General features: G+C 63.1%; 19 protein-coding genes. 7 read left to right on the forward strand and 12 right to left on the reverse strand.

What is annotated here, in order from left to right; genetic code table 11:
* The first annotated feature begins 42 nt into the window (after positions 1–42).
* From BM348_RS14020 to BM348_RS14030, 3 genes are all read left to right on the forward strand, one after another.
* Positions 43–1,293 carry an acyl-CoA dehydrogenase family protein gene (locus tag BM348_RS14020; protein WP_092905647.1) on the forward strand — a complete coding sequence of 417 codons (1,251 nt, stop codon included), beginning with the start codon at positions 43–45 and terminating at the stop codon, positions 1,291–1,293.
* Between the two features lie 142 nt (positions 1,294–1,435).
* A complete protein-coding gene (locus BM348_RS14025) occupies positions 1,436–1,717 on the forward strand; it encodes a hypothetical protein (RefSeq protein ID WP_092905649.1) in 282 nt (93 codons plus the stop codon).
* A 75-nt stretch (positions 1,718–1,792) separates the two neighbouring features.
* Positions 1,793–2,368, forward strand: coding sequence for an RDD family protein (locus BM348_RS14030; protein ID WP_092905651.1), 576 nt, complete (start codon positions 1,793–1,795; stop codon positions 2,366–2,368).
* A 5-nt stretch (positions 2,369–2,373) separates the two neighbouring features.
* Here the strand turns inward: BM348_RS14030 and BM348_RS14035 are convergent, their stop codons facing one another.
* The 6 genes from BM348_RS14035 to BM348_RS14060 all read right to left on the reverse strand — a co-directional run bounded on the left by BM348_RS14035 (position 2,374) and on the right by BM348_RS14060 (position 10,034).
* Complete coding sequence (locus BM348_RS14035; protein ID WP_092905653.1) at positions 2,374–3,459, reverse strand: ABC transporter ATP-binding protein; 1,086 nt, start codon at positions 3,457–3,459, stop codon at positions 2,374–2,376.
* 44 nt (positions 3,460–3,503) lie between these two features.
* Positions 3,504–4,376, reverse strand: a complete 873-nt coding sequence (locus BM348_RS14040; protein WP_092905655.1) for a carbohydrate ABC transporter permease — start codon at positions 4,374–4,376, stop codon at positions 3,504–3,506.
* Positions 4,373–5,326: a carbohydrate ABC transporter permease gene (locus tag BM348_RS14045; protein ID WP_092905657.1), complete on the reverse strand. Its 954-nt coding sequence runs from the start codon at positions 5,324–5,326 to the stop codon at positions 4,373–4,375. The genes BM348_RS14040 and BM348_RS14045 overlap by 4 nt, the downstream gene beginning before the upstream one ends.
* A gap of 195 nt (positions 5,327–5,521) precedes the next feature.
* Positions 5,522–6,934 (reverse strand): ABC transporter substrate-binding protein, encoded by a 1,413-nt coding sequence (locus BM348_RS14050; RefSeq protein ID WP_175507195.1) that lies wholly within the window; start codon positions 6,932–6,934, stop codon positions 5,522–5,524.
* Positions 6,935–7,090: 156 nt separating this feature from the next.
* Complete coding sequence (locus tag BM348_RS14055; protein ID WP_092905659.1) at positions 7,091–8,635, reverse strand: molybdopterin-dependent oxidoreductase; 1,545 nt, start codon at positions 8,633–8,635, stop codon at positions 7,091–7,093.
* A 106-nt stretch (positions 8,636–8,741) separates the two neighbouring features.
* Entirely contained in the window at positions 8,742–10,034 is a 1,293-nt protein-coding gene (locus BM348_RS14060; protein WP_092906366.1) for an MFS transporter, read from the reverse strand.
* Between the two features lie 587 nt (positions 10,035–10,621).
* Between BM348_RS14060 and BM348_RS14065 the strand changes: the two genes are divergently transcribed.
* Positions 10,622–11,659, forward strand: coding sequence for a MaoC family dehydratase (locus tag BM348_RS14065; RefSeq protein WP_092906368.1), 1,038 nt, complete (start codon positions 10,622–10,624; stop codon positions 11,657–11,659).
* 38 nt (positions 11,660–11,697) lie between these two features.
* On the opposite strand, the gene BM348_RS14070 is transcribed toward BM348_RS14065, so the two are convergent.
* Positions 11,698–12,123 carry a Zn-ribbon domain-containing OB-fold protein gene (locus BM348_RS14070; protein WP_092905661.1) on the reverse strand — a complete coding sequence of 142 codons (426 nt, stop codon included), beginning with the start codon at positions 12,121–12,123 and terminating at the stop codon, positions 11,698–11,700.
* Positions 12,120–13,268, reverse strand: a complete 1,149-nt coding sequence (locus BM348_RS14075) for an acetyl-CoA acetyltransferase (RefSeq protein WP_092905663.1) — start codon at positions 13,266–13,268, stop codon at positions 12,120–12,122. Before BM348_RS14075 ends, BM348_RS14070 begins: the two co-directional genes overlap by 4 nt.
* A 209-nt stretch (positions 13,269–13,477) precedes the next feature.
* On the opposite strand from BM348_RS14075, the gene BM348_RS14080 reads away from it, so the two are divergent.
* Positions 13,478–15,043 (forward strand): class I adenylate-forming enzyme family protein, encoded by a 1,566-nt coding sequence (locus tag BM348_RS14080; protein WP_092905665.1) that lies wholly within the window; start codon positions 13,478–13,480, stop codon positions 15,041–15,043.
* 86 nt (positions 15,044–15,129) lie between these two features.
* On the opposite strand, the gene BM348_RS14085 is transcribed toward BM348_RS14080, so the two are convergent.
* Both BM348_RS14085 and BM348_RS14090 read right to left on the reverse strand, forming a co-directional pair.
* On the reverse strand, positions 15,130–16,125 hold the full coding sequence (locus tag BM348_RS14085; protein ID WP_092905667.1) for an MBL fold metallo-hydrolase: 996 nt from the start codon (positions 16,123–16,125) through the stop codon (positions 15,130–15,132).
* Between the two features lies 1 nt (position 16,126).
* The gene (locus BM348_RS14090; protein ID WP_092905669.1) at positions 16,127–17,371 is read right to left on the reverse strand and encodes an acyl-CoA dehydrogenase family protein; all 1,245 of its coding nucleotides are present in this window, start codon (positions 17,369–17,371) and stop codon (positions 16,127–16,129) included.
* Positions 17,372–17,565: 194 nt separating this feature from the next.
* On the opposite strand from BM348_RS14090, the gene BM348_RS14095 reads away from it, so the two are divergent.
* Positions 17,566–18,339: an IclR family transcriptional regulator gene (locus BM348_RS14095; RefSeq protein ID WP_092905671.1), complete on the forward strand. Its 774-nt coding sequence runs from the start codon at positions 17,566–17,568 to the stop codon at positions 18,337–18,339.
* A gap of 966 nt (positions 18,340–19,305) precedes the next feature.
* Here the strand turns inward: BM348_RS14095 and BM348_RS14100 are convergent.
* Both BM348_RS14100 and BM348_RS14105 read right to left on the reverse strand, forming a co-directional pair.
* Positions 19,306–20,598, reverse strand: coding sequence for a glycosyltransferase (locus BM348_RS14100; RefSeq protein ID WP_092905673.1), 1,293 nt, complete (start codon positions 20,596–20,598; stop codon positions 19,306–19,308).
* A gap of 95 nt (positions 20,599–20,693) precedes the next feature.
* Positions 20,694–21,734: a lysylphosphatidylglycerol synthase transmembrane domain-containing protein gene (locus BM348_RS14105; protein ID WP_092905676.1), complete on the reverse strand. Its 1,041-nt coding sequence runs from the start codon at positions 21,732–21,734 to the stop codon at positions 20,694–20,696.
* Positions 21,735–22,499: 765 nt separating this feature from the next.
* On the opposite strand from BM348_RS14105, the gene BM348_RS14110 reads away from it, so the two are divergent.
* Positions 22,500–23,831 carry a permease gene (locus BM348_RS14110; protein ID WP_092905678.1) on the forward strand — a complete coding sequence of 444 codons (1,332 nt, stop codon included), beginning with the start codon at positions 22,500–22,502 and terminating at the stop codon, positions 23,829–23,831.
* Positions 23,832–23,854 lie beyond the last annotated feature (23 nt).

A 23,854-nucleotide genomic window follows, 5' to 3' on the forward strand; every position in this document is an offset into this window, starting at 1 on the left:
GACACCTATAGATTTACAATTCTGTATACTATCATGGATAGTATGGAATACCACGATTCCGAGAAAGCGACGGAGGTCGCGGGGCGCGTAGCGGACTTCATGGACGAAGTCGTCATCCCGCGCGAGCGAGAGGCACTCGCGACGGGCGAGGACATCACGATGGACGAGATTCACGAGCTGTGGGAGCTGGCCAAAGAGAGGAATCTGTTCGCGCCGCAGGTTCCCGAAGAGTACGGCGGCCAGGGACTCGACTTCAGCGACATGCTTCCCTCCTTCGAGCAAGTCGGGCGCTCGCTCATCGGTGCGCTCGCGATCCGAGCCAACGCGCCACAGGAGGGGAACATGCACACACTCGAGATGGTCGGCACGGAAGCGCAGAAAGAGGAGTGGCTCCGACCGCTCGTGCAGGGAGAGATCCAGACGGCGTTCGCGATGACCGAGCCCAGGGCCGGGGCCGGCTCCGACCCGAAGATGCTCCAGAGCACCGCCGTCAAGGACGGCGACGAGTGGGTTATCAACGCCCACAAGTGGTGGACGTCCGACGGGCTCGGCGCTGACTATTACTTGGCGATGGTTCGGACCGACCTCGAGGCCCACCCATACGAGGGAACCTCTATCATCATGGTACCGCGCGACGCCGACGGGGTCGAGGTCCAGCGGAACATCCCCCACCTCGGCGGCCACGGCATCACCGAACGCGAGGGCGGCCACGCAGAGGTGAAGTTCGACAACGTCCGGGTCCCCGTCGAGAACACGCTCGGGGAGGAAGGCGAGGGGTTCCGGATCGCCCAGATGCGACTGGGCGGCGGCCGACTCACCCACTGCATGCGCTACTCCGGGATGGCGGAACGCTCGCTCGAGATCGCGAAGGCTTACCTGCAAGAGCGGGACGCGTTCGGCTCGAAACTCGAGGAGAAACAGGCGCTGCGCCACCGCATCGCCGACGCCGAGACGCGCCTGCACGCCGCCCGCTGTATGGTCCGTCACGCCGCGCGCGAACTCGATCGCAGCGACGCCCGCATCGAGGTCGCGATGTCGAAGATGTTCACCGCGAACGTCACCAACGAGACCATCGACCTCGCGCTGCAGTGTCTGGGCGGCAACGGGATCGGCAAGGACCTGCCGATCGCTCACTTCTACGAGAACGTCCGTGCGTTCCGAATCGTCGACGGTGCCGACGAGGTTCACCGCCGCTCGATCGCCCGCTGGGCGTTCGAGGACGTCGACGAAGCCGAGATCGAGAACACCCTGCAGTTCGACGAGGAGCTGCGGATCGCCGCGCTCGAGGAGTAACGCCTTAGAGCGCCTCGTTTCCGACGGCGTCCGCTGGGATTCGTCGCCGCTGGGGACTCGAGGGGCGGGGAATCGAGTTCGATTCTGTGCGTGTCACCACCACCCATAGATATATGGCCATCGATGGGAAAAACGGCAGTATATGAGCCGCGAGAGCGCGTCACGGAAATCCGATAGCGCGGGTCTGGAGAACATCCGCGAGGCATCGGACGCGGTCGAGAAATCCGCGCCGGGGATCGTCCTCGAGAAGGTCGCAGAACGCTGGCGAACGGTCGGTGCCATCGTCATGTTGGCGGTCACCAGCGTCCTGTTGTACTGGATAGACGGCTACCTCTCGATCGATTCGCAGGTGTTCGGCGGCATCACGCTCCTCCTGTTGGGCTACTTCCTCGTAACGTTGCGGACGGACGTCCGCATGGGGTGACGGCATGCGAGCGATGGCAGGCGTTCCCCACCCACTCGCGAACGACTCGGTCGCACATGGCGAGGCGATCGGACCGTGATCGACTGGAAACTAGATGGGTTCGTACCGACCCGACGGCAACCGGCACCGGAGGTCCAAACCGCGAGCGACCGCGGGGTGTTGCTCGCCCGCACCGGGGCGGCGGCGATCGACCTGTTCGTCTGTTACGTCCTCCTCGAGTTTCCCCTGATCTACGTCGCGAGCGTGCTCTTCAACGGACCTTACGAGGCCCTCGGCGGGGCGGTGATCCCCCTGTCGCTACTCGTTCTCCTGCCGCTTTACGCCACGTACTCGTTCACCCTCGAGTGGCGCTACGGCCGGACACCGGGGAAGGTAAATCGCGGTCTGCTGGTCGTGATGACAGATGGGAGACAGTGCACCCTCCGAGCCAGCGCCGTGCGAAACCTGTCTCGATACGTCGACCTGCTGGGCGTCCCGCCGCTGGTGGTCGGTCTCGTCGTTGCGCTTGCGACCGACGGCCGTCGCGTCGGCGATCACGCGGCGAACACGATCGTCGTTCGCTCGACGGCGCCGACCGATCTCGAGACGGCGGTCGCCGCCGACGCGGACGCGAGCGCGGCCGCTCGAGCGAGCGGCGAGGAAAAGAACTGACCCGATTACGCGATCCGGACGCCGGAGTCAGTATCGAACAGTTGGATGTACTCGTCGTCGAAGACGAGGCCGTACTCCTCCCCGTCGCCCTCGAAGTCGGGGCCGGTGACGACGACGATCTCGCCGAACTCGGTGTCGAAGAAGCTGTGGGTCGCGTCGCCCAGCGGCTCGTCGAGCAGGTGCGTCGCCGGGATGCCGGTCCCGGGATCGTCGCTGGTCCGGATGTACTGGGGGCGGATCCCGACGCGGACGCCCTCGTCAGCCCAACCGTCGAGGCCGTCGCGAGCGAGGTCGTACTCGTAGCCGCCGACGTCGAGTTCTGCCGTGCCGTTGACCGACCGGACGTTACCGTCGAAGAACTGGGTGGATGGTTGGCCGATGAACTGGCTGACGAACTGCGAGTCCGGTTCGTCGTAGACCTCCTTCGGTGGGGCGACCTGAGCCAGTTCGCCGTCGTTGATGACTGCGACCCGATCGGACATGGTCATCGCTTCCTCCTGGTCGTGGGTCACGTACAGCGTCGGACAGCCGATCTCGTCGGTCACCTTCTCGATGACCGGGCGCAGTTCGGCCTTGAGCTTGGCGTCTAGATCCGACATCGGCTCGTCGAACAGGAAGATCTCCGGATCGCGCACGAGCGACCGGCCCAGCGCGACGCGCTGTTGCTGGCCGCCCGAGAGATCGGCCGGCATCTTCTCGAGTTGGTCGGTAATCTGGAGCAGTTCGGCGGCCTCCTCGACGCGTGCGATCCGTTCCTCTCGAGAGAATCCGGCGATCTTGAGGCCGTACGCCATGTTCTCCTGAACGCTCATGTGCGGGTACAGCGCGATGTCCTGGAAGAGCAACGCGATGTTGCGCTCCTGGACCGGCTTGTCCGTCACGTCGCGGTCACCGAACGTGATCGTCCCGCTGGTCGGCTTGTTCAGCCCCGCGACACAGCGAAGCGTCGTGGTCTTCCCGCAACCGGAGGGGCCGACCAGTGTGACGAATTCGCCGTCCTCGATCGTGAGATCGACGTCGTCGACGGCGACGATTTCGTTGCCCGATTCCCGATACACCTTCGTCAGGTTCCGGATTTTGATATCTGTCATATGTTAGTATTTCTCGTGGTATTCGTTGTAAAGGTACTGTTCACTCACAGCGCTCTGACCTGGAACCCCTTCAGCAGGTAGCTCTGCATGAAGTAGGCGAACAGGAGCGGTGGGAGCGTCATGGCCAGCGAGATCGCCATCAGGTAGGCGTCGGGCAGGAACTGCGCCTGTCCCATCGCCCGGAGGATTCCGGGTGCGAACGTCGTGGTGTCGGTCTCGGGCAGGAGGATCTCAGCGAACGTGAAGTCGTTCCAGGCGAGCGCGAACGCGAACAGCGCCGCGGCGATGATCGCCGGCCGACACTGGGGCACGACCACGTCTCGAAAACCGCGCCACCGTGATGCGCCATCGACCCACGCTGCCTCCTCGTGGGCCTCTGGGATCGTCATGATGTACTTCCACATCAGCCAGACCGAGAAGGGCATGGAGATCGCAGACAGGGCGATGATGAGCCCGACACGAGTTCTGAGCAGCCCGATGTTCTGCCAGATCTGATAGAGCGGAATTCCGATGACGATCGGGCTGAAGAGATAGCCGATGAGGAGGACTCGAGCGAAGTGCTCCTTGTATGGGAACTCCAGTCTCGCGAGGCCGTAGCCGGCGACCAGCGACACGAGGACGACCGTCACGATGGTCCCGATGGCGACCACGACCGTGTTGATCATGTAGGTGTACATCTCCGGCTGTGTCAACACGGAAAAATTACCGAGTGTGAAGATGTCCTGCGTGGGGAAAACCGTGACAACGTTCTCGACCGTCTCGTAATCGGTGAAAGCCAGCTGGGCGATCCAGTAGATTGGCCAGACGCCGACGAGTACGATGATCGCGGTGCTGACGAGTTTCAGTGCTTCGAAGGCGCGGGTTTCGCTGTCGTAGGAGAGGCCGAAGATGCCTCCCGGTGGTTCGTTTTGGCTCATGTGGTTGTTTCGACCTCCTCGCTGGGATTGAACAGTTTGAAGTAGATGATCGCCGACGCGAGCAAGAACAGGAACATGACGACGGAAATTGCGTTGGCGAGTCCGTAGGCCTGTTCCGTGTAGACGGTCTTGTAGGCCAGTATCGGCAGGGTGGTCGTCGCGTTGCCGGGTCCGCCCTCCGTGAGCTGCCAGATGATATCGAACTTGTTGAACATGAAGACCGAACGGAGCAAGACGACGACCGTCACGATACCCATGAGACGCGGCAGCGTGATGTCTCGGAACATCTGCCATCGGTTCGCGCCGCAGATCTTGGCCGCCTCGTAGAACCGGTCCGGAATCGCGCGCAGTTGCGCGAGCGTGAAGATGGTAACGAAGACGGCGAATTTCCAGGTGCCGATGAGGATCAGCAGTTGCATGGCCCAGTCTCGAGAGCCGAGCGGCGCCTCCTGTGTGCCCCACAGGCCGAACCACTCGGCTCCTATCATCTGGAAGACGCCGCCGGCCGGATCGAAGATCCGCATCGCCACCAGCGAAACGATGATCGTCGGGATCAGATAGGCAGTAAAGACCACCGCGGTGAGCAGTTTCTGCCCGCGGGTGATGCGATTGAGCACAAGCGCCATCCAGAGCCCGACGGCGAGTTGGAGGAGCGTACTGCCGACCATGTAGACGATCCCTCGCCACAGCGAGCCCCAGAACGTGGAGATGTTCAGGACCTCGCGGTAGTTCGAGAAGCCAGCCCACTGCCACTCGGGGTTGAGCGTGTGGATGTTGTGTAACGATGCCCAGAACGCGAACGCGATCGGGAGCGCCGCGATGAGTAGGTACAGGACGATGACGGGCAGAACGGTCGCGACCCCGACGACCGTCTCTCGCCGTACCGGGAGGTCGTCCCACGGAACGTACGCCCTGCCGGTTCGTACCGATTTTCCGGTCTCACTGGCCATATCTGTGTCCCCTCTGCATGTGTGTGTTAATCTCACGGTAGCATATAAACGATTCGCTCGCTCTATCGCTACCCCCTCAAACGTCGGCTAAGGGCCAAACTGACAGCCCGGTAGTAATTCCACTCATCAGGCTAAATTTTGAACGCCGATAGCGTCCGAGTGCGTTCGACCGCGTGCTAAGTTGCGTCTCATCGACTATCCGAACGTGTCCTGGGCCTCCGAGAAGGCCTCTTCGAGTTGTTCGTAGCCCCAGTCGTAGGCCTCCTGAACGGAGTCGGACTCGGTGACCACGCGGTTGATCATCTCGCCGTAGAACCACTGGCGCTGCATGTAAAGCGACTCCGGCGAGGAGGTGTTTGCCTCGTCGACGCTGCCGTAGTGGTTCCCCCAGATCTCGTCTTGAACGTACTCGAGTTTCTCGAGCAAGTGAGGATGCGCCTCGAAGATGTCCTGGTTCTGGAACTCGTCCGATCCGAGCACGTCGGCGTAGGTCGGCAGGAACCGGCCAGGATCCGTCTGGTAAAAGCTGACGGTCCGCTCCATACTATCGGCGTAGAGCCACTCGAACCACTCCTTGGCGTCGCCCGGCCGCTCACCGCCGGCGAAGATGTGATACCCGTCGGGGGCCGGCGAGGACAGCCAGTTCTCGTCCGGGTCGACTCCGTCGAGCATCGGGTACGGGATGACCTCGGTGTTCTCGGCCACCGCGCGCAACTCGTCACTGTCGTTCGCTTCGGCCTGCTGTGCGGTGACGCCGATCGGCCAGCAGTTGAGGTGATAACACTGGCCGTAGTTCCCCTGGACCCAACTGCTGAGCGAACTGGACCAGCCGATGCTCGTCGGATCGGGCGAATACTCGGCGAGGTCCTTGGCGTACTGCAACACCTCGGTCACCGTCTCCTCGGGCCACCAGACCTCGAGTTCCTCGCGGGCGTCCGGATCGCTCCAGCGAAGGCCGATCCCCGAGATGCCAGCGCTCGCTAGGAGGACGAGGAGTTCGTCCTGACTCTTGCCGGTCGGTGCACCGGCGAGTCCGTACCCGCGCATGTTGGGGTACTCCTCTGAATCGTCGATGACCTGTGCGTTCTCGAGGACATCGTCGAACGTCTCGGGTTCCTCGAGTCCGAGTTCGTCGTAGACATCCGCTCGGTACTGGAAGTTAGACACGTACAGCCCGTGTGGGATCTGATAGAGTTCGTCACCCTCCCCGAGGAACGCCTCGGTGTTTATCTCCCCGTTGACTTCCTCGATCGACGCTACCACGTCGTTTACAGTTTCGAGCTGGTCTGTCTCCCAGATATCGGCCACCTGATCGAACGTCGAGGTGTTCGCGTCCGGCGGCGTGCCGGCCTGAATCAACTGCGAGAGTCGCCCCTCCTGCGTTCCGGACATACCGCCCTCCTCGATGTTCATGGCGATGTCCGTCTCGTCGGTGAACGCCGACTCGAGTTCCTCCCAGAGACTCTCCCAGGGACCGGTGTAATAGTCCGTGATGAAGTGGACGCCATCGCTGCCGCCGCCGCCACCTATACACCCCGCGATCGCCGAAGCGATTCCGACACCTGCTCCCGTAAGTACCCGACGCCTGTTGATAGTATCCCGTGTCATTCGGTCTCAAGCCATATTGGCTATTGATAGCATTCCTCCATATCCATATAAACCTCATGTTTTTCCATACGAATTGAGGGGTCGGTTGCAGGGTCGTTTCGGTTCTCCGCTTGCGAGCCGTTTTTTCGAATTCACGCCGGAGAAACGATCCGACACTCACTGCGGTGTGACGGTCTCGGAAACCCAGCCGGTGGCACCGTCGGGACGCGGACCGTCCTTCTCGGGAATCTGCAGGTTCCCGTCGCCGTCACGGGCTCGAACGATTACTTCGTGACGCCCGCCCGCCCCGTACTCGTGGCACCACTGTCGCCAGACGTCCTCGCCAGGAAGGGGATCGGAGAGTTCGGCGTCGACCCAGGTGTCGCCCCCATCGGTCGAAACCTCGACCGCCCCGATACCTCTGGTGCCGGCGTAGGCGTGACCGGCCACCTCGAAGCGGCCACTTCCCAGGGAGTGGGTCTGCCAGAGCTTGGCGACGGTGTTGACCGGGCCGGTGCCGTGCCAGCCCCGGTGCTCCCAGTAGCCCGTGGTGTCTTCGTCGCGAACCTCGATCTCGGTCAGCCACTTCACGTTGATCTCGCCCCAGTGGCCCGGAACGAGCGCGCGAACCGGCGCGCCGTGTGCTCGCGGCAGCGGTCGCCCGTTCATCCGGTAGGCCAGTAGCCCCGACCACAGGGCCTCGAGCGGGAACTCGTTGTAGTAGCCGTCCGCGCCGTGTAAAATGACGCGATCGCCCTCCGGTTCCGCCGCCTCGAGGAGACGCCGGACGGGCACGCCGCTCCAGAGCGCGGTGTCCATCTGCCAGCCGTTGAGCTGGTCGCCGACGCATCGCAGGGTCGCGAACCGGTCCGCTAGGGTCATGCCCTCGATGGCCTCGAAGTCGTACTCTGCGCTCTCGCCGACCGCGCCGGTGATCGAGAGCGACCACTCCTCGCGGTCGACGTCGGGGTCGACGTTGCCGATGTCGACCTCGTAGAAGTCCGTACTGACCAGCGGCTCGAGGCCCTCGACGTCGAACGACTGCGCTTTCGCCTGCTCGAGCAACTCCCGTACCTCGGGTCGGGCGTCCGCTGGGATCTCGAGGGGAGAGGGGAACGATTCCTCGTTGGTTCCGCGGACGAAGAGGCCGAGCGCGCCCACGCCGATCGCCGATCCGACGGCTCCGAGGACGCGCCGCCGGGCGAGCGATCCGGTGGGAGGGTCCTCGCCAGCGACGAGCGCGGTCGTCCCGGCGGTCGCGAGCAGGGCGAATTCCGCTCCGCCGGCCGCGCCGAGCGCCGACAACCCCGAGCGCGTTAGTCCGTACGCGAGGAGGCCCGGCGGGACCGCTCCGAGTGTCGCGCCGAGGACGATCGTGGCGCTCCCGCGAGACAGCACGCGGGATACGGGGCCTCGAGCGAGCACGAACGCCGCGCCGGGTACGGTGACCAGACCGAAGACCGCGCCGGTCGCCGCGATGGCCGTCAGGAACGCCAGCCGATGGCCCAGCGTTCCGAGCTGCGTGATCGCGAAGGTCACGAGGGCGTCCGGGCTGAGCACCACCACGAGTCGATCGAACGGCGTCGCGACGAAGGCCGGCCGTCGACCCACGGACAGGTAGGATCCTCCCACTGCGGCCAGTCCCGCGGCGAACGCGACTGCGACCGCGGGGAGTCGCGGACGCACCCGGGCGACTGCGCCTCGAATGCGTGTCTTCACCATGATAGTTAATAACAATGTTAGCGGCCAAACATCAAAGCTTCGTCCGTGAGTGGGGTATCGGGTTCGAGGCGGGGAACGACCACCGATCCCCGCGATATCGGCGACCTCAATCCGCTTTCACGCCCGCCCGCGAGACTTCGGGGTTGCGTAGCAGCGGCAGCGAGACGACCGTCAGACAACTGAAGACGAGCGCCGCACACAGAATGTAGGTCAGCTGGTAGCCGAACCAGAGGTCCACCGCGGGGATGGCGACGAGGGGCCCGAGGCTGAGGCCGACGTCGCCCATCACCTGGTAGACGCCGCCCATTCGCCCGAGTTCGTCGCCCGGCGTCAGATCGCCCACGATCGCCAACATCGCAGGCGCGGCAGCGCCCATGCCCGCGCCGACGAGAACGATCGCTCCGAGCAGCGCCTCGAGCGTCGGGACGTAGGCGATGATCAGAAAGCCCGCGCCCATCGAGAGGAACGCGGGCACCGTCAGCAGCGTCCGGTCGCTGACCATGTCTGACGCCCAGCCGGTGACGACCGTCATCGACCCCGAGGTGATCACGCCCAGCCCCATCACGATCCCGCTGATGCCGGCCGCACCGAGCGTAGAGAGCTCGAGGCCGTAGTCGCTGGCGTAGCGGGCCAGCGTCGAGAGGACGATCCCGCCCCAGAGAAAGCGGACGGCGAAGTTGCCGTAGCCGATCAGGACGACGGTCGGGTTGGCGGCGAGCAGCGCGGGGACCTCGCGGAGCTTCGCGGCCCGCCCGTCCGCGCCGGCGTGGACGTCGGGCAGGACGAGCGTCGCGACGGTGCCGGCGAGCAACGCGAGGAACCCGGCGGTGAGAAACGCCGTTTGCATGCTCGCGAGATCCGTCAGGAGGCCGCCGAGGACGAGCCCGGTCGGGAAGCCGAGCGACTGGCCCCCGCGCATGTAGCCGACCCACCGGCCGCGGTTGTCGGCCGTCGTGACGTACGTGATCGTCGCGAACGCGCCGATGAAGACGAACGCGCTGCCGACGCCCCAGAACAGCCGCGAGACGACGAATACGACGCCCGGAAGCGACACGTCCCCGAGTATCGGCACCGTTCCCAGATCGGTCGGCGGCGCGTGGAGGCCGACGACGTAGCCGAAGGGGGCCAGCGCCTGCGTGAAGAGGCCGAAGATCATCGGGGTCCGCGCGCCGATCCGGTCGATGATCGTCCCGGCGGGCGTGTTCATGAACAGCCGCGCGATACGGTTGGCCGAGAGGATCACGCTCAGGATGAGCGCGGAGATGACAAGTCGCTCGTCGAGCAGCGGCAGCGTCGGGAACGCGACGCCGGTCGCGACGCCGCCGAAGAACACGCCGGCGATGACCGCCAGCGCGATGGTCCTGATCTCCGCCGTCGAGTAGATTGACTCTTCAGACATCGTCGTGATACCCACCTGATCGCATCTCCGTGTACGGCTCGCTCACGGTTCGATTCCGCGCTCCTCGAGGAGGCGCGCCCCGTTACCGTCGTATGGCGGTTCCATGAGCGTCTCCGCGGAGACGATATCGGCCTCCATGTTGCCCGTGGTTTGTCACTCGAGCTGAAAAATATATGGGTACTGGTAACATGAGTCTCGCTTCGGGGTCCTTCCACGCGGGGGTTGCCTCGCCCGGCGGCATGTGGTGGCGCGCGCTGGCGGCCGACCGAGCGCTCGCGAGGGCGCGACAGCCTCGTGCGAGGGATGAGTGAGCGACGCAGGGAGCGAACGAATCGGTTGGGGAGGGCGTGGCGACGCAGTGGTGCCACGATAGCAGGACACGCCGCACGTGGGACGGTCGTACTCCGGCCGGCGAATTCAGATCGGTCGAGGAGCCCGCGAGAATAGCGTCCGAGAGGGGTACTGTTATGTCAGTCGTCCACAAACCATGACGGCAATGAAACGCGGCCACCGCAGATCCGAGGTGCGATCCGATGCGACGAACCGACGACCGAAAACCACACCCGCTCGAGCCACGGAGGGCCACGATGCCGAATAGACCCATCGAGGAACTCGAGGCGATGGTCGGCGACTCCCGAGCCACCACCGAAAAGTTCCGCATCGAACCCGGCAAAGTCGAGGAGTTCGCCCGAGCGATCACGGCCGACGATGCCGTCTTCCGTGACAAATCGGTCGCCGCCGACCGGGGCCACGACCGCGTCCCTGCGCCGCTGACCTACTCGCAGGTCGCTCGCTTCCCGCGGTACACCCCCGACGATGTCGACGGCAAAGGCTTCGACCTCGCCTTCCAGCCGGAGTACGTCATCCACGGCGAGCAGGCTTACGAGTACGAACGCCCCGTCTACGTCGGCGATGTCCTCGAGGGAACGACCACGCTCGCGGACGTCTTCCAGCGCGAGGGCGGCCGCGCGGGGACGATGACCTTCGCCGTTCTCGAGACCGAGTACCGGACGCCGGATGGCGAACTCGTCCTGATCGACCGCTCGACGGCGATCGAGACCGAAGGAGCGATCGACGACGAGAGCTCGATGGACGACGAGGACGCGGCCGAGAACGACGCCGACGGGTCTGCCAGCGACGAGGGGGCCGAACTCGACAGCGCCACCGCCGACGCGGCCCCCGAGACTCCCGGATCGACAGTCGACGAGTTCGAGCGCGTTCGAACGGTCGACGGACTCGAGCCCGGCGCGACCGGTCCGACGGTCGTCGTCGAGGACCTCGAGCGCAAGCACTTCGTGAAGTACGCCGGCGCGAGCGGCGACTTCAATCCGATCCACTACGACGAGCCCTACGCGACGGCGGCGGGCAACGAGAGCGTCTTCGGCCCGGGGATGTTCACCGCCAGCGTCACCTCGCGGGTCGTCGCCAACTGGTTCGACCTGCGGGACGTGACGAGCTTCGGCGTTCGGTTCCAGTCGAGGGTCTTCCCCGGCGACACCGTCGTCGCGAGCGGCGAAGTCGCCGGGATCGACGCCGATGCGGGCACGGTGGAGACGGAACTCGAGGCGCGGACGGTAGCGGGTGAAACGCTGCTGACCGGAACTGCGACGGCCGACCTCGAGTAGGGAAGCGAAACGATGCGACCGATTTTCCGTCGGCTCGACTACTCCGGCGCGAACACCGGAATCGCCGCCTCGTCGGAGACTCGCCAGAACGTGACGCCGACCGCCGCATCGATCTCGAGGTTGTCGGGATCGGCGTCGAGCAGGGCGAGCAGGCGGGGACCCTCCGCGAGGTCTATCGCGCCGACGATATACGGCGTCCGATCACCGAACCCGGGTTCGCCGGGGACGTGACAGACGGTGTAGGTGTAGATCGTTCCGACGCCCTCGCTGTCCTCGAACGGCGGGTCCTCGGCGCCGCAGACGGTACAGACCGCCCGTGGGTAGAGCTGGCGGTGGCCGCAGTCGCAGGCCTGGTAGCGCAGTTCGCCCTCGAGGGTTCCCTCCCAGAACGGGACCGTCGCGCCGGTCGGGACCGGAACCGGGCCGTCCCACTCCTCGCGGCAGTCCTCGACTCGTCCGGTCATGATTCCCTCCGGAGGACAACGGTACTGCTCGAGGAGAGCACACCGCCGGTACCGTGGGCGACGGCCACCTCAGCGTCGTCGACCTGCCGATTGCCCTCGTAGTCGCCCCGGAGCTGGCGGGCGGCCTCGATGAGAACGAAGACGCCGAAGTGGCCGGGGTGGCAGTACGAGAGCCCGCCGCTCTGCGTGTTCATCGGCAGCTCGCCGCCGGGGGCGGTCGTGCCGCCGGAGACGAACTCGCCGCCGTCGCCCTTCTCGCAGAAGCCCAGGTCCTCGAGGGTGACCAGCGCGGTGTAGGTAAATGAGTCGTATATTTCGGCGACATCGACGTCGTCGTGGGTGATTCCAGCTTGCGCGAACGCCTTCGGTCCCGTCACCGCCGCCCCAGTGGTCGTCATGTCCGGCATTTCGCTGATGTCCTGGCGGTGGGTGCTCGTCGAGGCGACGCCCGCGACGGCGATCTCCGGAACGCCGAGTTCCCGCGCTTTCGCCTCGCTCACCAGCACGACCGCGCCGCCACCGTCGGAGACGAGACAGCAGTCGAGCAGGGTAAAGGGCTCTGCGATCGGTCGGGACTCGAGCACGTCGTCGATCGAAATCGGCTCTCGCTGGGCCGCTTTCGGATTCATCGCGGCCCACTCGCGGGTCGCGACGGCGATCTCCGCGAGCTGTTCCTCGGTCGTGCCGTACTCGTGCATGTGCCGGCGCGCCGCCATCGCGTAGGCACCGGGCGGCCGGAAGAGCCCCGTCGGTCGAACGAAGCCGTCGACGGGATGGGTCTCCGCGAGCGATCGGTCCCGGTCCGGGCCGGTCTTGCTCGTGGAGCCGTAGGCGACGACTACCACGTCCGTCTCCCCACGGACCATCGCGTCACGGACGTGCCCGCAGAAGTGCTCGAACGACGAGCCCCCGATCTCCGTCCCCTCGAGGAACGAGGGGTCGTCGAGATCGAGGTACTCGGACAGCAATAGCGCGGGCATGTAGTCCTCGCCGCCGGCGACCGCGATGCCGTCGACCGACTCGAGGGTGCAGCCGGCGTCCTCTACGGCGCGCACGGTTGCGATGGCGGCGTTGTCCAGCCAGTTCCGGTCGGGCGTCTCGCCGAGCTCGCTCTCGGCGACGCCTACGATGACCGGTTCAGCCACGGGTATCCCTCCGCGCGACACGTTGTACCATGGTCATCCGATATCCGGACCGAACACAAATAGATTGTGGTGAGAAGTAACACACCATTTCCCGAACGGACACCACTGTTGTTTGATTCTACCACATTCGCTACCAACGTAACAGCATCGTGTGCCTCACTCTGCCAAACATAGGTACTATTTTATACCATTCCGTGATACCATGGGACATGAATTTGGCAGACGTTACCGAGGATGGCAGAGAAGGGAACGTGGCCCGCCTCCACGACGAGACAGCCCAACTGCACGGCGACGCCCAGGCCATCGAGTACCACGGACGGGCGCGTACCCACGACGACCTGCGGACCGAAAGCGCCCGGTTCGCCGGCGGGCTGGCGGACCTCGGAATCGAGCCCGGAGATATCATGCTCCAGTACCTCCCGAACTGTCCGCCGTACCTGATCGGCGCGCTCGGTGCGTTCAAGGCCGGTGTCGTCGTCTCGCCGGTCAATCCCCAGTACCGCAAACGGGAACTGACCTATCAACTCGAGGATACCGACGCCTCGGTCGTCCTGACCCACGAGGCCGTCGCGCCCCACCTCGAGGAAGCCCTTGAGGCGATCGACCGGGAACCGGTGATCATCTCGGTCGGCGGCGATAGTGACGACATCCACGCTTTCGACGACGTTCGCGGCGAGGAGCGATTCGTCGAACGGGCCGACGACGACGTGGCCCTCCTGCCGTACACCTCGGGAACCACGGGCAAACCCAAGGGAGTCCAACTGACTCACCGGAACTTTCGGGCCCAGACGTTCGTGACCCTCTCGCAGGAGCAGGCGGTCGCGGACGAGGACGTCAGGAGCCTCGTCTGGCTCCCGCTCTATCACATCACCGGCTTCACGCACACCGCCTGGCAACCCCTCGTCCGGGGCGGCAGCGTCTACCTGCGCAGCGCCGCGAACTGGGACGGCGACGCCGCCATGGAACTGATCGAGACGGAGGAGATCAGCCACTACGTCGGCGTCACCGCGATGTACGTCGATATGATAAACAGCGAGAAGTTCGGGGCGTTCGACCTGACCAGTCTCGAATCGGTCTCCGAGGGCGGGGCGAAGATGTCCGTCGCCGTCCAGGAGGAATTCGAGGAGACCGCCGGCGTCGAGCTGTCGGAGGGGTACGGGCTCACCGAAACCACCGGCGCGACCCACACCCAGAGCGGTTCGACATTCGGCCTCCGCCACGGGACGATCGGCCAACCGACCCGGATGACCGAGGCCGTGATCGTCGACGGAAGCGGCGAGACGGTCGGCATCGGTGAGGAGGGCGAACTCCTGGTGCGCGGCCCGTCGGTGATGAAAGGCTACCACGGCATGCCCGCAGCAACCGAGGAGTCGTTCACCGAGGACGGCTTCTTCCGGACCGGCGATATCGCCCGCCGGGACGCCGACAACTACTACGAGATCGTCGACCGGAAGAAGCACATGATCAACTCAGCGGGCTACAACATCTACCCCAGCGAACTCGAGGAGGTGCTGGCCGAACACGAGGCCGTCGCCGAGGGCGCCGTCGTCGGGATCCCGGACGAGCGGCGCAACGAAGTGCCGAAGGCCTACGTCGTCACCACACCGGGCGTCGAAGCCGGCGAAGACGTCACGGGCGAGGAGATTACGGAGTACTTCCTCGACAAGGTCGCCTCCTACAAACACCCCCGCGAGGTCGAGTTCATCGAGGAACTGCCACGTACTACCTCCGGCAAAATCCAGAAGTACAAGCTCGAGGAGCGAACGGAGGGGTAACGCGTGACCGCCGTCGACGTTTCATAGGTCCTCGCGGGCGGCGGACCGGTCGTCGCTGCCGAGAACCGCGTCGTCTTCTCCATAGATTACGGCGAGGCTTTCTCGAACGAGTAGTAGCGGACGCCGTCGCGCTCCTCGAACTCGACTCTATCCCGATCGTCGAGCGTTCCTAGGGCCCCGAGCGTGTCTAGCAACTGGGCCGGATACCGGACCTCGCCGGCGCGGTTCCGGGTGATCTCCCGGGGCGTCGCCGGCCCGACGGCCGTCACCGCCTCGAGGGTCTCCCCCGTGAGCGATTCGAGTTTCGAGCGCGTGTTCTCGATGGCGCTCGCGTAGTCGGTAAAGACCGGGCCGTGGCCGGGAAAGACCCGATCCACGGCGCGCCCCTCAAGGCGGTCCATCGTGCAGTGGAAGTCGTCGACGGCCTCGTAGGCCCCGTAGTCGATACCGACGTTGATCGCCCCCGATCGGAACGGCTCGATGAGCGCGTCTCCCGAAAAGAGGACGCGCTCGCCGTTCAAATCCGTCGCCAGGGCGGCGTGATGAACCTGATGCCCGGGCGTGTGAATCGGCTCGAACTCTCGACCCGAGACGGTAAACGACTCGTCGAACGCGAAGGGAATCGTTCCCTCGGAGGCGAGCAGGTCGCGGTTGCGCTCGAGCGACGACGTCGCACGCTCAATCTCGCGCTCGATGGCCTCGCCGCGGTAGCCCGCCGAGAGACCGATATTGCGGACGCCAGCGGCGAGGTCGGCCGGATCGCGCTCGAGTTGCTCGAGGACGGGGCGGGGAGCGTAGACCGTGGCACCGGCCTCGCGTAACAGCGGTATCTGTCCGATGTGATCGGTGTGGGGGTGGGTGACGACGACCGCTTCGATGTCCGCGGGATCGTATCCTCTCGTCGCGAGCCCTTCGCGGATCGTCGCTTCGGCGCGCTCTCGAGGGTCTCCGGCGTCGATCAGGATCGGCGCCGGCTCCTCTATGAGGTAGGCAGCGGCGTGTTTCGGCGGCCACTCGATGTCGAAGTCGATGCGGGAGACCTCGCTCGCGGCGCTCGCGCCTCGATCCGTCGATTCACCCATCTCAGATGAGTTCGCGGGCGATCGTTCGCTTCTGGATCTCGTCGGTTCCCTCGAAGATGCGGAAGACCCGCGCCGAGCGGTAGTTGCGCTCGATCGGCAAGTCCTTCATGAAACCGGCCCCGCCGTGGACCTGCATCGCGATGTCGGCCGCGTCGTTGGCGAGTTTCGCGCCGCGGAGCTTCGCCATCGACTCCTCCTTGCGGGCGCGCTCGCCGTTGTCCATTTTCCAGGCGGCGTAGCGGTAGAGCTGGCGGACCTGCTCGATGTCGGTCGCGAGTTCGGCCAGTTGGAACGACACCCCCTGCCGGTGGCCGATTGGCTTTCCGAACGTCTCCCGGTCGCGGGCGTACTCGACGGACAGATCGAGCAGGTACTCGGCCGTCCCGACCGCGCCGGCGGCGATGTTGATCCGGCCGCCGCCGATCCAGTCCATCGCGGACTGGAACCCCTTGTCGACCTCGCCCAGCACCTGCTCCTCGCCGACGCGGCAATCGTCGAGGTGGATTTCGGCGTGCGTGCCGGGGGTCATTCCCATCGCGCGGTGGATCGTCCCGATTTCGTACCCGGGCGTCTCCTCGTCGACGAGGAAACACGTGATCCCGCCGAGGTCGCCGTCTTCGCCGCTCGTGCGAGCGAAGACCATCGCGAAGTCGGCGTAGGGCGCGTTCGTGATGTAGACCTTCTGACCGTTGATGACCCACTCGTCGCCGTCTTTCTCCGCGGCGGTGCCGCTTCGTTCCGAGTCGCTACGCGACTCGCTCTTCTCCGCGCGAGTGTCCATGTGGTGGGCGTCGCTGCCGTGGCCCGGCTCGGTCAGCGCGAAGCAGGTCGTGATCTCGCCGTCCATCAGCGGCTCGAGATACTCCTCGCGCTGGCGCTCGTCGCAGGCGAGCAGAATGGGCGTCGGGCCGCCCGCGCCGCCGAAAATGGCGCTGTGAAAGCCCGGCGGCCGGTTGGACATGTGTTCGCCGACGATGGCGCGGGTGAGGATATCGACGTCGCCGCCGCCGACCTCCTCGGGCATCGTCATGCCGTAGAAGCCCGCCTCGACGGATTTTTGGCGGATCTGCTCGACGATATTTCGATACTCGGGGACCTGCCGATGATCCTCGTCGACGATGTGTTTCTCGTAGTCCGCACCGAGGAACTCGTCGTACTCGGTCTCGAGAGGCGCGACCTCCTGCTTGATGAATTCGTCGAGCGCCTTCTTGATTTGCACCGCTTCGGACGGTTCGCTAAAGTCCATAACTTGCCTTTCATAACGTCCTACTTAAACGTTACCGTGTGACACAGATTCAATCGGCTCGTAATCGATCCGACGGCGCGTATCGGCTAAATTAGCGTCTGAAACGAACGAACGCGATTCGACGGGATTTTTTCGGGTTCGATTTCCGTTCATTAGAGCGGAACAGTTTTACTGAACTTCGTGGAACACGAATTATGGCAACGACACGCACGGACGGAGGAAATCGGGTCGAGGCAGTGGTCAAAACCCTCGATATCCTCGAGGCACTGTGGCAGGCCGATGGAGCCGGCGTAACGGAGCTTACAGAGCGGACCGGACTCGCGAAGAGTACGGTCCACGCCCACCTGACGACGCTGTGCTCGAAGGGGTACGTGGTCCAGAAAGGCAACGAGTACCGACTGAGCCTTCGATTCCTTTCCTTCGGCGAGCACGTCAAACACGCCGAACCACTGTACGAGGCGTCGACCGAGCCCATCGAGGCGCTGTCGGAGCGCACCGGAGAACGGGTGCTCTGTTCGACACCCCAGAACGGCCTCGGGACGGTCATCAACGTCAGGGAGGGCAGCCGCTCGTTCACGAGCGATATCGACGTCGGAACGCATACCTACCTTCACAACTCGGCCGGCGGGAAGGCCATGCTCGCGCACTTTTCAGCGGAGCGAGTCGACGAGATTATCGACGAGTGGGGACTCCCCGTCTTCACCGAGAAGACGATCACGGATCGAGACGCCCTCTTCGACGAACTCGCCACGGTTCGCGAGGAGGGAATCGCGTATAATCAGGGGGAGTATCTCCACGGGGTCAGTGCCATCGCCGCCCCGATTCTGGACAACGACGGGACCGTCTACGGCGCCGTCACCGTCACCGGGCCGGAACACCGACTCGCGAACGAGTGGGAGGAAAACAATCTCGACAACGAACTGTTATCCACGGCGAACACGATCGAAGTGAACGTGATGTTCTCGTAACCGTTCAGTCGAGGCGAACACGCTCTGTCATGCCCGGTCCCCGCTGATCGAGACTTCAGCAGCAGACTCGATCTCGAGTCGCAGATTTGATTACACATGTACGACCGTAATACTGGTCAATTCCGTGCTCGACACGGGTCGGTCCGTCAGCAAACGCTCGAAGACGATCAGTAACGGATGAGCTGGGGCTGTCCACACGGGGGTGGCGTTCATCTGCGCCGTCGACGATCATATCAGCGTGTGGGGACGACCCGGTCGGCCAGAGCCCGAGTTGCATCTGCTCGCATCGTCTCGCTGTTTGGTGAGGCATCGGCCGTTCCCGTTACCATCATACTCCCATTTAATCGGTATTCGCCACGCGATACTTCTCTTATTTTCCGATATTTATATTATTAATGTAGATTATAGTCTCGTGAAAAGTTACGTTGCAACTCGATATGGCGAAATACTGATGGGAAAGGTCCCAGTTAGTATTGTGTATATTCTGAAATGAATCTTGACTCGGGATTCGTTCACGATATCGGGATCGCTGACCGGAAAATATGGGTCACCTACTATCTTCTGCTTCAGGACGCCGAGAAAACCGGTTTCGTGTACTACCGTTTTCACGTTGATGGCTACGGTTCAGTTCTTCTGAGGCGCAAGCATTGGTGATTCGGTCGATTCCGTCAACCGAAACCGCATGAGTCGGAGGTCTTCTGCTTGCGACGTGCGGTGTCAGTTTTCCTACCCCGTAGGTAACTTCACGAAAGCAGCTGAGTTTTCTTGGGGAGTAAGCACATTACTGTGGACTGTACGACCTTAACAAATCATTAAATAGATAATACATAGGAGGAGTGTGAATCAGACCATCCCCCAAATTATATTCAGAGTATGACAAATATGGATTCCGGTCGCGTCTCGAGTGACATACCCACGAGAAACCGATCAAAAATCGAACTATCCCGCAACGAAATCGCCGTTTCGTCATCGACCGTGTTTTTCCACCTGGTACCAGCTGGTCTCCCGTCCGACGACATAGCTAACGACCACCTGTACGACGACGAGCCCGAACAGCGTCAGTGCCACCGGGACGAGCAGCCACGCCAGATCGAATCCCTCGGTGTCGGCGGTGTAATTGTCTATCCCACGGGTTGTGAGCGTGATTCCGTAGATGCCGGACAGCCCCATAGCGACGACTCCGGGGTGAGCGAGGGCGACGAGCACGAGCAGCGGGACGGTCACCGAGAGGAGTGAGCCGACGGCGAACGTCCCCACGAGTGACAGGAGCGAACTCAGAAACGCGCGGTCGCGGAGATTGCGCCAATCGCTGAGGTGGCGATGACAGACGGAGACGTGGCCGGATATCCAGCGGACTCGCTGGCCCCACCAGTCACGCAGGGTGTGTGCCGCCTCCTCGTAACAGGGATAGTACAACAGCTCTCGAACCGAGCAGTTGGCCTGATGACACCGATGGGTGAAGTCCATATCTTCGGTCAGCGTCTCCTCGTCGAACAGGCCGACCTCGTCGAAGACCGAGCGCTCTATCAGAACACTGCGTGTGCCGACGATGCCGAGTCCGAGGATAGTCCGAGCGAGCTTCTGGGGTAGGAAAAAGAGCAGCAGGTACTCGTAGTATGCCATCGATTCGATCCGTCCCGTCGGTCGAGGGAGGCTCCGAACCCGCGCGATGTCATGATCTCGTAACGCGGCCATTCCGTGGGCGATCAGCTCCGGGTGCGGTTCCTGATCGGCGTCGAACATCGCGATCACGTCGGCATCGCTGCGGTCGATGGCGTCGTTGAGCGCGCCCGCCTTCGATCCCGGCCGACGGTTTTGAATGTACTCGACTCGGTCGTGTTCGGCGGCCAGCTCGGCGGCTCGAGCGAGAGAGGGCTGATCGTCCGGTTCGCAGATGATCGTGATAGCGAGGTCCTCGTAGGTCGAAGCCACGAGATGTTCTACCGACCGGTGCATCACGTCGGATTCGTCGTGAACGGGGACCACCGCCTCGACGGACCGGCCCGCATGGACCAGCGCGTCGGAATCCTCTCGGAACAGCCCATAGAGATACAACAGCAACGAGGCCGCGAGGATTACGACGGCGACCGCGAACCACACGCGTACGTCGAGGACGGTGTCGAGGAACCAAAACGGGTGTGCGAACACGATCTCGAAGAACGAAGTCACGTGCTCGACGACACGGAAATCGCCAAGCAACGCTACCGCCGTGAGAACGGCGATACCAGCGGCTGCGAGGTATCGGTGGAGGGACGTCATACCCCAGAGTTGTGATAGCAATACTATAAACTTATAGGTTCAATTGTACGTCCAGAAATCCGGTACGAATCACAGTTTCGTGAGCCGTTCGAACGTCAATGACGGCGATACAGGTTGTCCACGATAACAGCGGCGATGCCGCCACCAACCAGCATTGGGAGCCAGTAGGTCGCTCCCCGATAGATGACGACGGCAGCCGTCGCAGCCGTCGTCGCAACGCCAGTCGTAGAGACGACCAGAACGATAAACGCCGTCTCGACGCCGCCGATACCGCCCGGAAGTGGGAAGATCCCGGCGATACTGGCGACTGGCAACACCACGAGCATCGCCACGAAGGGGACGGTAACACCGATCGACGCCAGCGATATCCATAGACAGATCGCCAGCGTGAGCCACCCGGCACACGAGAACAGTCCGGCCAGAACGAGAAGTCGCCCATTGCTGGCGATTCGGTCGATAGAAGCGAAAAATCCGTCTATGCGGTGCTCGATGTCCGCTCGAGTCGGCGTCTCAATACGCGGGACGGTCCGACCGATCCAGCGGGTGATCGGCGGGATTACGGAGAGGACCGTCGCCTCGATCCGATCGCGGAATCGCCATCCGAGCGTGAGCGCGAGACCGAACCCGGTCAGGAGCACGACGACAGTGAAACTGGCGAGGAGGAGGTTTTGATCGAAGTCGAGTCCACGCAGGGCGAACAGACCGATACCGACTATCCCCATGCCGATCGAGGGGAAAAAGTGCAGCGTATCGACGCTTGCGATCGCGGCCAGTCCGTTCTCGTACTCCGTATCTGCGGTCTTCGAGATCAAGAACGCGCTGATGGGTTCACCGCCGGCCTGTCCGAAGGGAGTGACCTGATTCGCGAAGGTCGCAGCGGTGAATACGACGATCGACTGGACTCGAGAAATCGGCGTTCCCATCGCTCGCAAGACGGTGTGCAGGCAGAGTCCCCAGGCGGTGAGCCAGAGCGGAATGAAACCGAGCAAAACGGCGATGACGGCTGGCTGGGCTCGCCGGAGTTGTGCAACGATCCCGTCGATACCGACGACCCACAGCATCAACGCGAGGACGAGTCCGGCACCGACGAAGCCGATGAGGATGGACCGCCACTCGAGTAGCCTCTCAGTTTTCATTGAAGATTCTCACCAGATACCGGCGAGCGTACAGCGCTTTCTAGCGGTGGATTCTCACTACTCACAGTCGGTGAGTGTCAGCACCCATCTCTTTCGACAGTCGACGGGTTGGCAGACGTGTGCTGGATGCCCCTCTGTGTCGACGTAAATCTCGGCCCTCGAGCGATCTGTGGTCCGATATGTGCACCAGACGGGTGCGAGAGGACGCTGCGTATGTATCCACGAACCGAACAGTTCCCATATTCAGCCGATAGGACGGGTCATATTTAAAATTGCTTGGTCCGTAAATCGCTGTAGGAGCTATGGTCTGGATGGTTTCACGTTCCGGATTGGGGAGCGACGACGAGGCTGTCCTCGTCGCCGACGACGGGCTCGGATACCAGATTTCACTTTGACTCCTCGAAGTGCTCGAGGACCGCATTCGCGGTGACGACCCTTGGTAGTATTCGATACCGAGTACGGCGCGCCGGCCGAGGAGGTGCCGGTCGTCTGTACCGAGTTCGGTTGGGTCCAGACACCGACGATCACTACGCCGGAACTACCTTTACATCGACTCTGGTTCTCACGCAGTTACAGTTGACCGATGACTGCCAAGTAGTTCATCTGTACTTACCGGTCCCATCAACATTTGTTAGCCGATGAGAATTTTTATAGATCCGATTTTAACAATATGCTCAATGTTACATCGTGAAACAGAAAGCGATGGTGGCTCACCAGCGGGATGGTAGCCGAAACTCCGTAAAGTCTAGACCCACAACCGAAGATATGGAGCAAAGGGAATACGCGATCCTCGCGGTTATCGCGCTTGCGACGGTTGCGCTCGGCGCCCTCACGACATCGGAACCCTTGTGGGCGTTCTTCGTCGAGAGTACGCGCCAATTCCTGACCACGACCGCGGCAATGGCGTGGATCACGTGGTGGGCGCTCGTCATCGGATTCGCGATCGCCGGCGGCGTCGAGGCCTGGACGTCCGATGAGGAGGTCTCGGACCTATTGGAAGGCCACGGCCTCCGAGAAATCGGGTACGGGTCGCTGTTCGGGTTCGTCTCCTCGTCGTGTTCCTACAGCGCAATCGCCACGGCGAAGAACCTCTTCAAGAAAGGTGGGTCCGCTGCAGCGACGCTCGGCGCGTTCATGTTCGCATCGACGAACCTCGTCATCGAGATCGGCATCGTCATCTATCTCCTGTTGGGTTGGCAGTTCCTGGTCGCCGACGTCGTCGGCGGGTTCATGCTTATCGGTCTGATGGTGGTCGGCTTCGTGTATCTCACGCCCGACGAGGTCATTGAACGGGCCAGAGAGAATGTCCAAGACGAGAACGACTCGACGGTAACGGACCCCGTCTGTGGAATGGAGATCGACCCTAATGAGGCGGACTACTCCACCGAACACGACGGTCGGACGTACTACTTCTGCTCGGCGTCCTGCAAGGAGAGCTTCGACCCCGAGGAGGTAAACACCACTATCCGCGAGCAGGCGACATCCCTGTCGGGCTGGAAGGCGCTCGCCGACAAACAGTGGTCGGAGTGGGGAATGCTCTGGGACGAGATCGCCATCGGATTCATCTTCGCAGGTCTCATTTCGGGGTTCATCCCCGAAAGCGTCTGGACGAGTGTCTTCTCGGGCCCGACGCTCGGCTTGCCGGTGTACGTTTTCTGGACGGCAGCGCTTGGGGCGGTCATTGGCGTCGCCACGTTCGTTTGCTCGGTCGGGAACGTCCCGTTTGCCGCCGTCCTCTACGCGAACGGTCTTCCGTTCGGATCGGTGCTCTCCTACATCTACGCGGACCTCATCGTCCCACCGATCATGGACGCCTACCGCGAGTACTACGGTACCGAATTCGCGGCGATCCTCTCGGGAATGATCTTCCTCTCAGCCGTGCTCACGGGCTTCGTTATCCACTTCATCTTCCTCGGGGCGGGCGTCATCCCGTCTGCCTCGAGCGTCCAGATCGCGGAAGTGAGCATCGAGATGAACTACAAACTGGTTCTGAACGTGCTCGCGACGATCTTCTTCCTGTTCCTCTACTGGCTCCACCGCTCGGAGTCGACGATCGACGAGGGTGACCATAGCGAGCACGTCCACACCGCGAACTAATTGCTCTCTACCTCCCGTACGCC

Source organism: Halostagnicola kamekurae, from assembly GCF_900116205.1.
Classification (GTDB): Archaea; Halobacteriota; Halobacteria; order Halobacteriales; family Natrialbaceae; genus Halostagnicola; species Halostagnicola kamekurae.

Excerpts from the sequence above, each read along its gene's own strand:
- BM348_RS14020 (WP_092905647.1), top strand. The coding sequence starts at position 43 with ATGGAATACCACGATTCCGAGAAAGCGACGGAGGTCGCGGGGCGCGTA.
- BM348_RS14025 (WP_092905649.1), top strand. The coding sequence starts at position 1,436 with ATGAGCCGCGAGAGCGCGTCACGGAAATCCGATAGCGCGGGTCTGGAG.
- BM348_RS14035 (WP_092905653.1), bottom strand. The coding sequence starts at position 3,459 with ATGACAGATATCAAAATCCGGAACCTGACGAAGGTGTATCGGGAATCG.
- BM348_RS14040 (WP_092905655.1), bottom strand. The coding sequence starts at position 4,376 with ATGAGCCAAAACGAACCACCGGGAGGCATCTTCGGCCTCTCCTACGAC.
- BM348_RS14045 (WP_092905657.1), bottom strand. The coding sequence starts at position 5,326 with ATGGCCAGTGAGACCGGAAAATCGGTACGAACCGGCAGGGCGTACGTT.
- BM348_RS14050 (WP_175507195.1), bottom strand. The coding sequence starts at position 6,934 with ATGACACGGGATACTATCAACAGGCGTCGGGTACTTACGGGAGCAGGT.
- BM348_RS14055 (WP_092905659.1), bottom strand. The coding sequence starts at position 8,635 with ATGGTGAAGACACGCATTCGAGGCGCAGTCGCCCGGGTGCGTCCGCGA.
- BM348_RS14060 (WP_092906366.1), bottom strand. The coding sequence starts at position 10,034 with ATGTCTGAAGAGTCAATCTACTCGACGGCGGAGATCAGGACCATCGCG.
- BM348_RS14065 (WP_092906368.1), top strand. The coding sequence starts at position 10,622 with ATGCCGAATAGACCCATCGAGGAACTCGAGGCGATGGTCGGCGACTCC.
- BM348_RS14070 (WP_092905661.1), bottom strand. The coding sequence starts at position 12,123 with ATGACCGGACGAGTCGAGGACTGCCGCGAGGAGTGGGACGGCCCGGTT.
- BM348_RS14080 (WP_092905665.1), top strand. The coding sequence starts at position 13,478 with ATGAATTTGGCAGACGTTACCGAGGATGGCAGAGAAGGGAACGTGGCC.
- BM348_RS14085 (WP_092905667.1), bottom strand. The coding sequence starts at position 16,125 with ATGGGTGAATCGACGGATCGAGGCGCGAGCGCCGCGAGCGAGGTCTCC.
- BM348_RS14090 (WP_092905669.1), bottom strand. The coding sequence starts at position 17,371 with ATGGACTTTAGCGAACCGTCCGAAGCGGTGCAAATCAAGAAGGCGCTC.
- BM348_RS14095 (WP_092905671.1), top strand. The coding sequence starts at position 17,566 with ATGGCAACGACACGCACGGACGGAGGAAATCGGGTCGAGGCAGTGGTC.
- BM348_RS14100 (WP_092905673.1), bottom strand. The coding sequence starts at position 20,598 with ATGACGTCCCTCCACCGATACCTCGCAGCCGCTGGTATCGCCGTTCTC.
- BM348_RS14105 (WP_092905676.1), bottom strand. The coding sequence starts at position 21,734 with ATGAAAACTGAGAGGCTACTCGAGTGGCGGTCCATCCTCATCGGCTTC.
- BM348_RS14110 (WP_092905678.1), top strand. The coding sequence starts at position 22,500 with ATGGAGCAAAGGGAATACGCGATCCTCGCGGTTATCGCGCTTGCGACG.